Origin of the sequence: Actinoalloteichus caeruleus DSM 43889 (genome assembly GCF_000429185.2) — a bacterium.
In the GTDB taxonomy this organism is placed as follows: Bacteria; Actinomycetota; Actinomycetes; order Mycobacteriales; family Pseudonocardiaceae; genus Actinoalloteichus_B; species Actinoalloteichus_B caeruleus.
Map to the genome: position 1 here is coordinate 36,847 of NZ_AUBJ02000001.1, position 12,768 is coordinate 49,614.

The 12,768-nt window shown below is 74.5% G+C and carries 9 protein-coding genes; 6 read left to right on the forward strand and 3 right to left on the reverse strand.

All coding sequences use genetic code 11. The features are described 5' to 3' along the window. Nucleotides 1–149 precede the first annotated feature (149 nt). Complete coding sequence (locus G443_RS00160; RefSeq protein ID WP_051314047.1) at nt 150–692, forward strand: MarR family winged helix-turn-helix transcriptional regulator; 543 nt, start codon at nt 150–152, stop codon at nt 690–692. A gap of 83 nt (nt 693–775) precedes the next feature. Beyond that, the gene (locus G443_RS00165; RefSeq protein ID WP_026419178.1) at nt 776–1,723 is read left to right on the forward strand and encodes an NAD-dependent epimerase/dehydratase family protein; all 948 of its coding nucleotides are present in this window, start codon (nt 776–778) and stop codon (nt 1,721–1,723) included. A 175-nt stretch (nt 1,724–1,898) separates the two neighbouring features. Here the strand turns inward: G443_RS00165 and G443_RS00170 are convergent, their stop codons facing one another. Next, nucleotides 1,899–2,708 carry a S1 family peptidase gene (locus G443_RS00170; RefSeq protein ID WP_026419179.1) on the reverse strand — a complete coding sequence of 270 codons (810 nt, stop codon included), beginning with the start codon at nt 2,706–2,708 and terminating at the stop codon, nt 1,899–1,901. Nucleotides 2,709–3,472: 764 nt separating this feature from the next. Here G443_RS00170 and G443_RS00175 point away from each other — a divergent pair. Beyond that, nucleotides 3,473–4,372 (forward strand): NAD(P)-dependent oxidoreductase, encoded by a 900-nt coding sequence (locus tag G443_RS00175; RefSeq protein ID WP_026419180.1) that lies wholly within the window; start codon nt 3,473–3,475, stop codon nt 4,370–4,372. A gap of 24 nt (nt 4,373–4,396) precedes the next feature. On the opposite strand, the gene G443_RS00180 is transcribed toward G443_RS00175, so the two are convergent. Beyond that, nucleotides 4,397–7,456, reverse strand: a complete 3,060-nt coding sequence (locus tag G443_RS00180; RefSeq protein ID WP_162147309.1) for an AfsR/SARP family transcriptional regulator — start codon at nt 7,454–7,456, stop codon at nt 4,397–4,399. Between the two features lie 712 nt (nt 7,457–8,168). On the opposite strand from G443_RS00180, the gene G443_RS00185 reads away from it, so the two are divergent. Then, nucleotides 8,169–9,383 (forward strand): carboxylate-amine ligase, encoded by a 1,215-nt coding sequence (locus G443_RS00185; RefSeq protein WP_051314049.1) that lies wholly within the window; start codon nt 8,169–8,171, stop codon nt 9,381–9,383. A 112-nt stretch (nt 9,384–9,495) separates the two neighbouring features. On the opposite strand, the gene G443_RS00190 is transcribed toward G443_RS00185, so the two are convergent. Then, the gene (locus G443_RS00190) at nt 9,496–10,326 is read right to left on the reverse strand and encodes a DUF1684 domain-containing protein (protein ID WP_035276188.1); all 831 of its coding nucleotides are present in this window, start codon (nt 10,324–10,326) and stop codon (nt 9,496–9,498) included. A 492-nt stretch (nt 10,327–10,818) separates the two neighbouring features. Between G443_RS00190 and G443_RS00195 the strand changes: the two genes are divergently transcribed. Beyond that, nucleotides 10,819–11,256: an SRPBCC domain-containing protein gene (locus G443_RS00195; protein ID WP_051314050.1), complete on the forward strand. Its 438-nt coding sequence runs from the start codon at nt 10,819–10,821 to the stop codon at nt 11,254–11,256. Nucleotides 11,257–11,354: 98 nt separating this feature from the next. Next, nucleotides 11,355–12,575, forward strand: a complete 1,221-nt coding sequence (locus G443_RS00200; RefSeq protein ID WP_211237544.1) for an XdhC family protein — start codon at nt 11,355–11,357, stop codon at nt 12,573–12,575. Nucleotides 12,576–12,768 lie beyond the last annotated feature (193 nt).

The following is a 12,768-nucleotide window of genomic DNA, read 5'->3' on the forward strand; positions in this document are numbered from 1 at the left end:
TCACATCGTTGTCGTGCTGTGGCCGGACCGCGTTCCCGCGCGACGGACGGGGGCGGGCGGGCGTGGCGGGCCAGGACCCGCTCACCCGGTGCGGCCATTCGGCGGCCTGAGATGCGTTGATCGATCAAGTCCGTTCGTATGCTTGGTGGATGGACGGCGTGCGATGGCTCGACGACGACGAGCAGGAGACCTGGCGGGCTTATCTGTGGGCGAGCCAGCTGCTACGGGAGTCGCTGGACCGCCAGATGCACCGGGACTCGGGCCTGCCGCACACCTACTACCTGATCCTCGCGATGCTGTCGGAGGCGCCCGAGCGGTCCCTGACCATGTCCGAACTGGCCCAGGTGGTCCGGGCCTCGCCCAGCCGGCTGTCCCACGCGGTGACGAAGCTGGAGACGGAGGGCTGGGTTCGTCGCCAGAAGCACCCGCGAGACGCTCGCACGACCATCGCCACCCTCACGGCGGAGGGGTTCGACGTCCTCGTGGCCGCCGCTCCCGGCCACGTCGAGGCCGTGCGGCAGGGGCTGTTCGACCAGCTCAGCCAGGACCAGGTCCGCCAGTTGCGTGAGATCTCCCAGGCGATGCTCGCGCACCTGGACCCGCCGGCCCGCTACCACCGGCGACGCGAGCCCGGCGGGACCGAGACCCCGTCCCCGGACTCCGAGGTGCCGCCGCCCGGCGGCGTGGGCTGATCCGCGACGGCGCGGCGGCCCACTCCCGGGACGCGCCGACGTGACACCGCCGGCTCCACGGTCCGCTCTGCGAGGCTGGGGCGGTGCGAGTGCTGGTGACAGGGTCGAGCGGTTTCCTCGGGCACGCCGTGGTGGCCGAGTTGGCCGACCGGGGCCATGAGGTGGTGGCCCTGGTCCGACCGGGGCGGCCCGTTCCACCCGGTGTCGTGGACGCGGTCGTGGGTGACGTGCGGGACGTCGACTCGCTCCGGTCCCCCGTCTCGGCCGTGGAGGCCGTCTGCCACCTCGCCGCGCTGGTCCGGGTGCGCGAGTCGCTGACGGACCCGGTGCGGCACTGGCGGACGAACACCGGGGGGACGCTGGCGCTGCTCACCGCGCTCGCCGAGGCGGGCGCGGCCGGCGGTCCCCGCCGCCTGGTGCTGGCCTCCACCTGCGCCGTGTACGGCGTTCCGGGTGGCCAACCCATCGACGAGGACACCCCGGAGGTCCCGGTCAACGCCTACGGCGGGAGCAAACTCGCCGCCGACCGGGCCGCCGCCGACCTGGCCGCGACGGGGTCGGTCGGCGCGATCAGCCTGCGGTCCTTCAACCTCGCGGGCGCGGCGCGTGGCCGGCCCGACCCCGACCCGTCCCGACTCGTCCCCGCGGTGCTCGCGGCCAGGACGGGCCGGACGGCCGCCCTGACCATCAACGGCGACGGGTCGGCCGTGCGCGACTTCGTGCACGTGGAGGACATGGCCGACGCCTTCGCCCTGGCGGTGGCGGCCTGCGCGCCCGGCCGGTGGCGCGCCTACACCGTCGGCAGTGGCCGGCGCAGCAGCGTCCGCGACGTGGTGGACACGGCCGCCCGCGTGACGGGGGGAGCCGTGCCCCTCGCCTACCGGAGGGCCGCACCCGAACCTCCCGAACTGGTCGCCGACCACTCGCGGATCACCCGGGAGCTCGGCTGGGAACCGAGGCGGTCGGACCTCCCGCGCATCCTGCGGGACGGCTGGGAGGCACACCAGCGCTGGTATCCCGTGGAGAAGTGAGTCGGGAGCCCCGCGCCCCGCTCGCCCCGCCCAGCTCGCCCCGCGCGCGGCTCCCGGCGCTCACCTGACCCTCGGCTCCCGCCCGGGAGGGGCGGTGGTGCCTGGCAGCCGAACGGGGCGGTGCTCTCCCCTGGAGACCACCGCCCCGCTGCTCGGTGCGTCGTACCGCTCACCGTCAGAGGGAGACGTGCTCCTCGATCCACGGGGTCCAGTAGGCGACGTCCGTGCTGATGCCAGGGCCGATGGCGCAGAGGGGCTCGCTGGACTGGTAGCCCGTCCGCACGATGATGCCGGCCAGTTCCCAGCCGCCGTCGGTGGCCTTCAGGGTGCCGGTGCCGGAGTCGCCGTAGCAGAAGCCCGTGCCCTCGGCCGGCTGGTCGCAGATCTCGGTCTCCGGGTTGAATCCGTACTCGCAGCCCTCGGCGATCACGGTGGTGTCCAGCAGCTGGAGGATCTCGGCGGACCCGCACTCACCGCCGACCGGGCACTCCTGGCCCCACCCGGTGTGCCGGATGGTGTCTCCGGGCAGCGGCTTGCTGGTGGACAGCGTCGCCGGCGTCACCGAGACCGGCTCGGCGAGGCGGATCAGCGCGATGTCCGCGTCGACCCGGGTGACCTCCGAGTCGTCGTAGTCCGGGTGGATGATGATCTCGGCGGAGGGGACCACCTCGCCGCCCTGGGTGCGGTCGACGCTGCCGACGCGGACGTCGATGTCCGCCGGCTCGTAGCTCACCATGCAGTGGGCGGCCGTGAGCACCCACTCGGGGGCGATCACGGTGCCGCCGCAGGCGTGGCGACCGTCGTTGATCAGCGCCGCCGAGAACTCGTACCCCTCGGTGGCGTCCTCGCCGCCGACGATGAACGGCTGGACGACCCCGGCGTCAGGGGTGGTCGTGTCGGGTGACGCGACCGCGGTGGCCGACGCCAGCCCGAGCGTGGCGATGGCCGCGCTGGCGACCGCGGTGGCGGCAAGACGAAAGCGCATGACACTCCGGTTGTCTCGATGGTTCGGCTGAGCCGTGTTCGCCTGGTGGGCGAACGTCACGGGACAATGGTCTAGTCCGAGTTCGCGTGCGCCGTCAAGAAACTGTCACGGCGGTCATAGGAAAACCCTTGCTCGATGTCCGTTGGATTCGGGAGATACGTTTCCGTTCCCCCTCGGCGAAAACCCTCCAATTATCGGTGGCGGTGTTCTCCGTGATCCGCACAAGATCGGAAACCGTTCCTTCCCGTATCAGTAGGACGGTGTAGTTCGCCTGGTCCAGGGCCGGTTCCGGTCAGAGTTGCCCGGGAGCGGCGGTGTCGAGCCCGGGTGGCGAACGCACTGGCCGACCTGGTTCGGTGATTCCTCGGAAAAGGTCCCAGAACGTTTTGGCGCGGTCGCGGGTGCGGTGTTCGGAGTGCGTCGCTCGGAAGTGGGGCCCGGGGGGCGCGTCGAGTCGGAATTCCGGGATCGCGCTGCCCCGGTGAGGTGGAGAACGAGCGGTGGCGCGGTCCGCGAAATCCCCGTGGCCCCGTTCCCGCCGAGTCCTGCCGGTAACCGCACCTCGACCGATGACGACGGGACGGGGACGCGCGTGCCGCGCCCGCCACCGGCGGATCGGAGTGGACGGCACGTCCGGTCGCCCCGCCCACCCGGCCCCGCCGGCCCGCCCCTCGTCGAGTGGCGGTGGCGGAGTGGCGCCCCGACGATGGAGCCGCGTCGGACGTCACCCGACGACGAACCCCGGTCTGAGGAGAAGCACGGTCGTGAGCTGGACACCGCCTCCCACCGTCGCGGTGCTGGGCATCGGCACCATGGGCCTGCCCATGGCCCGGAACCTGCTGGCCCACGGGTTCGGTGTCCGGGCGTGGAACCGGACCAGCGCCCGGGCCGAACCGCTGCGCGCGGACGGCGCCGACATCCTCGACACCCCGGCCGAGGCCGCCGACGGCGCGGACGTCGTCCTCACCATGCTGGCCAACGGGGACGCCGTCGACGCCGTGGCCTCCGGCTCCGACGGGGTGCTCGCGGCGCGGCAGCGTCCCGGCCTGTGGATCCAGACCAGCACGGTCGGGGTCGCCGACGAACGGCGGTTGCGTTCCGCCGCCGCCACGGCGCACCTGCCCTACGTCGACGCGCCGGTCCTCGGCACCCGCGAACCCGCCGAACAGGGGCGGCTGGTCGTGCTGGCCTCCGGCCCCGACGAGACCAGGGGACCCGCGACGCGGGTTCTCGACGCGATCGGCTCCCGCACCCTCTGGGTGGGACCAGCCGGTGCCGGATCGCGGCTGAAGCTCGTCGCGAACGCCTGGGTCCTGACGCTGACCGCCGGCGTCGGCCAGTCGCTGGCGCTGGCCCGCCACCTCGGCCTGGACCCGGCGTTGTTCCTCGCCGCGATCTCCGGCGGCGCGATGGACGTCCCCTACGCCCACACCAAGGGCTACGCGATGCTGCGTTCCGACTACACCCCGTCCTTCCCCCTCCGGCTCGCCGCGAAGGACGCCCGCCTGGTGCTCGCCGCGTCGGCCGGCGACGACGCACCCGACCTCTCCCTGGTGCGGGTGGTGCTCGACCAGCTGACCCGGGCGGAGGACCACGGTTTCGGCCGGGACGACCTGGCCGCCGTGTACGAAGGGGTTCGGGACGGGCAGGACCACGAGCACTGACGGGCGGGCGGCGGGGAGGCCACCTCAGCCGCTCGTGGCGGCCGGTCCGCCGAGCGCCGCCAGCCGCTCGGCCACGCTCGCGGCCTCCGGGACCTCCAGCGGCTGGTAGCAGGCCAACGCCTGGCGCCACGACTCGGCCGCGGCCGCCGCGTCCCCCATCGCCCGGTGGGCGTCACCCACCCGTTCCAGGGCCTGGCCCCGCTGGTAGCCGTTGCCCACCGACTCCGCCACCTCGGCGGCCTTGCGGTACTCGGCCAGCGCGGCCCGGGGATCCGACCTGGCGAGGGTCTCGCCCAGTTCCAGCAACACCTCGTGGACCAGGCCGGGGTCACCCACCTTCTCGGCCAGCTCCAGCGCACGCCGCTGCTCCCGTTCGGCGGCGGCGAGATCCCCGTCCCGGCGCATCCCCGCGGCCAGGTGCGCGGTGGCCATCGCCTCACTGGACCGGTCACCCAGCTGCCGGAACAGGGTGAGCGCCCCGCGGTCGTGCTCCTCGGCCTCGCTCTCCCGACCCAGTTTCCGCAACAGGATCGCCAGGTTCCCCAGCGTCCTGGCCTCCCCGGGACGGTCGTCCAACTCGCGGAAGACGGCCAACGCGTGGCGGTGCCGGGCCAGCGCGCCGTCGAGGTCCCCGAGCAGTTCCTCGACGATGGACAGGTTCCCCAACGCCCTGGCCTCCCCCGGGCGGTCGTCGAGCCGGCGGAACAGGGCCAGCGCCGCCTCGTGCCGCTCCCTGGCCTCGGGGAGCCGACCCAGCCGGCGCAGGACGAGGCCGAGGTTGCCCAGAGACCGCGCGGTGCCCGTCCTGTCGCCGAGCTCCCGCCGCACGGCCAGCGCCCGCTGGTAGTGGTCCAGAGCGCAGGGCAGCTGACCGAGCCGCCAGTAGGCGGTGCCCAGGTTGTGCAGGACCGTCGCCTCCTCCCACCGGTCGCCGTGCCGGCGGGCCGCGTCCAACGCCTGTTCGTGGGTGGCGACCCAGTGGTCGAGGTAGCCGCGCAGGTGGAAGAAGCGCCAGAGCACGTCGGCGAGCCGCCAGGAGTGCTCCGCCAGCTCCGACCCGGCCGCCCGCTCCACCGCGGCGACCAGGTTCGCCAGCTCGGTCTCCAACCAGTCCCCGGCCTCACCGGGACCGGTGAGGGTGGGGACGTGTCGTGGAGGGTGGGCGACGGCCAGGGACTCGGTCGTCCGGTTGGAGTCCATCCGGTCGACGGCGGCCCGCGCGGTGACCAACCAGTAGTCCAACAGCCGGTGCAGCGCGGTCCGCCGCTCGGTCTGGTCGTCGACCGCCTCCGCCAGCGTGGCGGCGTGCGCCCGGATCAGGTCGTGGAAGCGGTAGCGGTCGGGCAGGTGCTGTTCGAGGAGGTGGCTGTCGACCAGGTCCTCCAACGAGCGTTCCACCGCCCACGGTTCCGACCCGGCGACCGCCGCCGCCGCGCCCACGTCGACATCCGGTCCCGGCAACAGGCCCAGCGACCGGAACACCTTCCGCTGCGCGGGCCTGAGCTGCCGGTAGGAGACCTGGAAGGCGGCGGCCACACTGCGACGTTCCTCCTCCAGCTCCCCGAGTCGGCGTCGTTCGTCGCGGAGCCTCCTGGCGAGGTGGCGGGGCGACCAGGTCGGACGCGCCCGCAGCCTGGCCGCGGCGATGCGCACGGCGAGCGGCAGTCGCCCACACAGGTCGACCAGCTCGTCGACCTCCTCGGGCGGGACGGTTCCGAGGCGTTCGGGACCCGCCACCCTGCGGAACAACATCGCGGCCTCGGTGCTGTCCAGGACACCGAGCGAGAAGGGACGCACGCCGGGGAGGGAGGGCAGCCGCCGGCGGCTGGTGACCAGCACCAGGCTCCCCGGGCCAGCGGGTAACAGCGGCGTCACCTGCTCCTCCGACCCCGCGTTGTCCAACAGGACGAGGAGCCGCCGCCGCGCGGCGATCGTCCGGAACAGCGTGGCCCGTTCCGCCGGAGTGGGTGGGACCTCCTCCCCCGGCACGCCCAGATCGCGCAGCACCCGGTCGAGGGCCCGCGCCGGGTCGAGGGGGAGCGTGCCCTCGGTGAAGCCGTGGAGGTCGAGGAACAGCTGGCCGTCGGGGTAGCCGAGGGACAACCGGTGTCCGAGCCGCACGGCCAGGGCGGTCTTGCCCACTCCCGCCATCCCGTCGAGGACGACCACCGTGACCTGCGACTCGGCCTCCCCGGACCGCGCCAGGTGGCAGATCCGGTCGATCAACTCGTCACGACCGGTGAAGTCCGCCGTGTCCACGGGGAGCTGCGCGGGCACGGGGTGGCCCGGCTGGGGACGGCCCTCCGCCACCACCTCCCGGCCGCCGGCGTTTCCGGTCGCCTTCCCGGGACGCCCGTTCCTGATCTCCTCGCGCAGGAGGCGCAGTGCCGGGAGCGGCTCGGTGCCCCCCTCGCGTCGGAGCACCCGTTCGGCGTCCTCGAAGACGGCGAGCGCCTCGTCCCGCCGCCCCGACAGGTGCAGGGCCCGCATCAGCAGCTCCCGCAGGTCCTGGCGCAGCGGGTGTTCGGTGACCAACCGGGACAGCTCGGCCACCGCCTCGGAGTACCGGTGGAGGGCGACGCGCATCGCGTTGCGGTGACGCAACGCCGCCAGCCGCTCCTCCGCGAGCGCGCCCGCCGACCGGGCCACCAGGGGCGCGGCCCCGAGGCCTCCCAGCGGGTCGCCCTCCCACAGGGCGAGGGCCTCACCGAGCCGGGGCAGGGCGCTCTCGGGGTCCCCCTGGCCGGCGGCCACGACCAGCCGCCGGAAGCGGTGCAGGTCGACCGCCTCCGGCGTGGCCTCCAACTGGTATCCGTCCGCGTCCCCGGAGATGCGCACCTCGCGCAGCGTCCGCCGCAGCGTCGACACGTAGACGGTCACCGCCTGTGCGGCCGCTCCCGGCGGCGTCGAGGACCACACCGCCTCGACCAGGTGCCGCGCGGGAACGGGCTCGCCGAGCCGGAGCAACAACGCCGCGAGGACAGTGCGCTGACGAGGCGGACCAAGATCGACCGGAGTGCCGTCGCGAATGGCCGAGACGCGTCCCAACAGGCGGAACGACAGCTCTCCCACCTCCGAAGACACCCGCCCTTCCATTCTCGCCGCGGCGTCCGTCCCCCGGGTCGGCCCGTGGGGGAGCGGTCGGAATCGTCAGCTGTACGGTAGCCCTTCCCGCGCAGCGGACTCGCGGCGCGCGGACCGTCCGCCGGCGGGACCGGAGGGCCTGGGACGACGGGTCCAGCGGTCCACCACCCATTACCTACTGTGCCACCGGCAACACTTTAGGTAGCATCACGAGCGGTGGGTCCTCCGCCGCAGCGAGTAGCGATTGCCAGGGAGTTTCGCCGGACATCTCGCCAGGAGACGGGTGGGTCCCCGTCGGTCCGTTCCCGCCGTGCCACCAGCGCACCGAGGCCGGCGAACTCGGACCGAACCCGTCCCGCCCCGTGGCGAGCGGACGATGAAGAGACGGGCACGGTGGTTGCGATGAACGAACGCGCTTGTTTCGAGCGTTCCGTGGCTCGCGCGTTGGCCAGGTCGGAGCATCCCACCCGGTAGGCGTCCCACCGCCAGCCGGGACCAGCCCCCTGGCCACGCCCGCCGTACACCAGCCCGCCGTCGCCCGGTGAGCCGTGGCGGCCGACGCGCGGCGGGCTCGGCCTTCCCGACGGCGTTCCCCGTTCCGGCGTTCCGATCGCGTTTTCCGCGGGCACGCGTCAACCCGCCCGGGCCGGCCGGCCCCGCGCGGGCCGAACCCGTCGCCGTTCGGCGACGACCTCTCCCCTCGGAGGTACAGATGGAGAAGACGGAGACCGACTTAGCCGGTGTCCCCCCGTCCTCCCGGCCGCAGGAGCACCCCGAGCCCAGCTCGATCCACACCCTCCCCTCGGGCAGGGCGAGTATGGGAGGTGTGTTGACGGTCGGGATCGAGGAGGAGTTCCTCCTGCTCGATGGCGAGTCGGGCCGGCCGGCGGCCTCGGCACCCTCCGTGCTGGCGGCGGCCGACCGGGCCGGGGTGGGCGCCTGCGCGGAGGCCACCCCGTACCAGGTCGAGACGGCGACGCCGGTCTGCGGGACCGCCGGCGAGCTGCTGGGTTCGTTGTCACGGTCCCGGGCCGTGCTGGCGGCGGCCGCGGCCGGGGAGGGCAGTCGGGTCGTGGCCAGCGGTTGCGCCCCGCTCGCCGCCGGTGTCCCCACCCCCCTCACCCCGGCCGACCGGTACCAGCGGATGGGGGAGCGGTACGGGATGCTCGTGGACGACCTGTCCGTGTGCGGCTGCCACGTCCACGTCGGGATGCCCGACCGGGAACGCGCGGTCCTGGTCGCGGACCACCTGCGTCCGTGGCTGCCGGCCCTGCTGGCGCTCTCCGCCAACTCGGCGTTCGCGGGTGGTCGGCCCACCGGGCACGCGAGCTGGCGGGCGGTCACCTGGACCCGGCTGCCCTCGGCCGTGCCACAGCCCTGGTTCGGGTCGCTCGCCGGGTACGAACGGGCGAGTGAGGAACTCCTGATCTCGGGCGCCGCTCTGGACAGCGGGATGTTGTACTTCTCCGTCCGCCCCTCGGAGCGGGTCCCCACCGTCGAGGTCCGGATCTTCGACGTGGCCGCCACGGCCGAGGAGGCGGTGCTGTACGCGCTGCTGGTCCGCGCGCTCGCCGTGGTCGCGCTCGCCGACATCGACGCCGGTCGCGCGGGCCCCCGGTTCCCCGACCACACCCTGCGGCTGGCGCTGTGGCGCGCGGCGCACGACGGACTGGAGGGCATGAGCCTCGACCCGGGGACCGGCACGCTGCTCACCGCCAGGGGACGGGTACGCCAACTCATGCGCCGGGCCGCCTCCGGACTGGAGGCCGGGGGTGACCGGGCCACCGCGCGGGACCTGCTGGGCAGGTTGTTCGCGGCCGGATCGGGCGCGCACCGCCAGCGCGCCGCCTACGGGCGGCGCCGGCGGTTCGACGACCTGCACGACCACCTGAGCAGGTCCTTCACCGGTCCGCTCCGCCCCACCTGAGCCCCGGCCCACGGCACCAGCCCGCCCCGCCGAGGACGGCCGTCGCCACCAGGGGACGGCGTCACGGCCCCACCGGCCGCCCCCTGCCCGGCCGGGGTTGTCCACCACGTCCTCACCGGTACCGCACGGTCCGCTCGCCCACAGGAACCGCCACGTCGAACTGGTGGTTCGCCGGGGGCAGCGGGCAGTTGAAGTGCGCCGAGAACGCGCACGGCGGGAGGTAGGCGCGGTTGAAGTCGAGGAGGACGCGAGCGGTGCCGCCGGCACTCACGTCGGGGCGTGTCACCCGGAGGAAACGGCCAGGTCGGTAGCTGCTGACCCCGGTGGTCGCGTCGGAGAAGACCAGGAGGAGCCGCCCCTCGGAGACCAGGGGAGTGGTGCGGTACTCGCGGCCACCCACGGTGAACCGCAGCTCCCCCGGGACCTCCAGCTCCGTCGGTCCCGACTCCAACATCTTCGCGTAGTTCACCACCTCCCGGCCGGGGAAGGGCGTGTACCGGGCCGGGACGATCCAGTCCGGGTCGAACGGGGAGGTGTCGATGTCCTCGAACCCCGACGCGGCCGGGGCGGCCGGGTCGAAGCGCCGAACCCCGAACTGCCCACCCCGCACCACCACGGTGGCGCTCCCGCCGGGGAACCGCACCATCGGCGCTGCCCCCGCTCCCGCCCCGCTCACCCGGCGTTCGCCCGACAGCGGATCGCCGTCGACGGTCACCTGGTCCGCCTCCTCGGCGGCGAGCCACACCTCGTCGCCGACGACGGTCCACCGCCCCGGCAGTCCGGGCAGCCGCTCCGACTCGTCGGGCCAGCAGGTGTCGACCAGCGCGAGGCTGCCCTCCGGGCCGGTCACCGCGTGCCGTCGCGCCTCCCGCCACCGGTTCCAGGCGTCCTCGCGCCCCGCGTCCGAGGACGTCACCGACGTGTCCGATCCCGTGCCGCCCATCTCGTCTTCCTCCCTGGTCGATGCCCGCGCACCACCTCACCACACCGCTCGACGCGTCCAGGGGCGAGGTGCGGGCTGGCGGAGCGAGCGGCGGGGAGGGGGCCACGACGAGGGCGGTTCCGCCCGGAGGAGCGGTCGTCCGGTGCGCTCGCGAGGCCCGCTCGGGACCCCATGACGTGGCGGCTGCCCTCGGCGGAGGTCGCCGGTCCGGTCCCCGCCGACCGCCGAGCCGTCGGTTCGCCACCCAACCTCGTCGAGCGTCGCCCGGAAGAGTGCGGGGACGACGTCGGACGGCAGGTGGGCGGCCCTCGCCGACGGCACCCGCCCGTCGTTCCGCCGATCGGGCGCTCCCGAGTGCGACGATGGGCCTCCGGCGGGCGGTGTGGTGCCTCCCGAGCTCTCCGGCACCGGTCAGCCACGCGGGCTGGCCGCCGGGGGCGGGACGACACGCCGCCCTCCTTCGTGATCCGTGTTCACCGGAGGTGCGATGCCATGAGTGACCCCGCGTTCGTGCACGAGGACGTCCTGGACACCACGCCCAGCCGGCTGTGGGCCGCGTTGACCTCCGGGGAGATCACCCGGCGGTACTGGTTCGACCGTCGCGTCGAGTCAGACTGGACGGTGGGATCGGTGGTCCGGTTCTACGACGGCGACAGTGACCGGGTCACCGACAGCGGCGAGGTGCTGGAGGTCGACCCCACCCGCCGGCTCGTCTACAGCTTCCGGCAGGAGGCGTCGGACGGCGGCCCCGCGTCTCCCGCCACCCGGGTGTCCTTCGAACTCCGGCCGTTGCCCGGCGGCAAGGTCCGGTACCGCCTGGTGCACGACGGCCTGGCCGGGGCCGAGGACGTGGAGTCCTGGCGGGAGGGGTGGACCCCGATCCTCGCGAACCTCCGCGAGTACCTGGCCGGCCACGGCGCCACGGCCTAGGGGTGTGACCGCCGGGCCGGTCGCGACCGGCCCGGCTCCGCTCCCAGGTCACGGCCCGACCGGGGGCGCGCGCCCTCCGAGACGGGATGGGGAACACCGTGTCCGATCTGGTGGAACACCTCGCGGGCATCTCCGGGGCCGGCGTGCCCTTCGCGCTGGTCAGCCTCGTGGAGGCGACGGGCGGCAGCCCCCGCCGGCTCGGCCTCGCCCTCGTGGTCGAGTCGGACGGCCAGGTGACCGGGGGAGTGGCGGGTGGCTGCGTCGAGGCCGCCGTGTACGCGTGGGCCGAGCAGGCCCTGGCGACCGGGAGGTGCCTGCGGCGGCGGGTGGCGGCCTCCGGAGGGGACATCCTCGCGCCGACCGCGAGCTGCGGTGGCGAACTGGAGGTCTTCGTCCGCCGCTGCTCCGGGGAGGGACACCCCGAACTGCTCGCCCTGCGCGAGGCCAACCGCCGTGACCAGGAGGCGGTGCTCGTCACCGTCGTCGACGAGGACCACCCCCTCGCCGGCCAGGCGGTCACCGTTCTCGGCGCACCGAGCGGGGCACCCGGCGGCGACCGCCAGCCGGGACGGCCACACCCCCACGGGACGTTGGGGGACCGCGCGGCCGACCGGGCGGCGACCGGGCGGGCGCGGGAGTGGCTGACCGCCCGCCGGCCGGGCCGCCACCGGCTCCCCACCGTCGGCGGTGGGGAGGTGGAGGTCCTGGTGGAGACCCACGCGGCTCCGGACCGGTTGGTCCTCATCGGCTCGACGGTCCACGCGGACCCCCTCGCCCGGCTCGGGCGGCTCCTCGGCTACCACGTCACCGTGTGCGATCCCCGCCCGCTGTTCACCACCGCCCGCCGCTTCCCCGCCGCCCACGACGTGGTCGTCGACTGGCCGCACCGGTACCTGGCCGGGCAGCGGCTGACCGGGAGGGACGCCGTCTGCCTGCTCACCCACGACTCCAGGGTGGACGTGCCAGCCCTGGTGGTGGCCCTGCGCGGACCAGCCGGGTACGTGGGAGCGCTCGGATCCCGCTCCACCCACCGCCGGCGGGTTGGCGAGCTGCGCGGCCGGGGACTCGGCGACCGCGAGCTGGCCCGGTTGCGCGCTCCGGTCGGCCTGGACCTCGGGGGTGACCGGCCGGAGGAGACGGCCGTCTCGGTGGCCGCCGAGATCATCGCCTGCCGCGCGGGCGGCAGCGGGCGGCCGCTGACGTTCCTCGACGGCCCGGTCCACTCGGCGGCTCCCCGTACCGCGTGGACCAGGCAGGCGCCCCACCAGCCCACCCGACGGACCGGACCCCAATGCGGCACTGGAGAGGGAACGCGATGACCTCCGACCCCCGCCCCCACGCGCGGGCCCCCGAAGGGTCGGCGGGACGTCCGCCGGCCGGAGACCGCCCGAACTCCTCCCCACCGCTGCCCAGGGGACGGCCACCACGACCGGTGGGCGGCCGCCGGTCGGACCGCTCGTTCCTCCTCCACCACGCTGCCGCCGGCCGGCTCGCCCCGACCTCGGACCCGTC

Bases quoted from the DNA above. Each gene is read 5' to 3' on its own strand.
- G443_RS00160 (WP_051314047.1), top strand. From the start codon at position 150: ATGGACGGCGTGCGATGGCTCGACGACGACGAGCAGGAGACCTGGCGG.
- G443_RS00190 (WP_035276188.1), bottom strand. From the start codon at position 10,326: ATGGGCGGCACGGGATCGGACACGTCGGTGACGTCCTCGGACGCGGGG.
- G443_RS00185 (WP_051314049.1), top strand. From the start codon at position 8,169: ATGGAGAAGACGGAGACCGACTTAGCCGGTGTCCCCCCGTCCTCCCGG.
- G443_RS00170 (WP_026419179.1), bottom strand. From the start codon at position 2,708: ATGCGCTTTCGTCTTGCCGCCACCGCGGTCGCCAGCGCGGCCATCGCC.
- G443_RS00195 (WP_051314050.1), top strand. From the start codon at position 10,819: ATGAGTGACCCCGCGTTCGTGCACGAGGACGTCCTGGACACCACGCCC.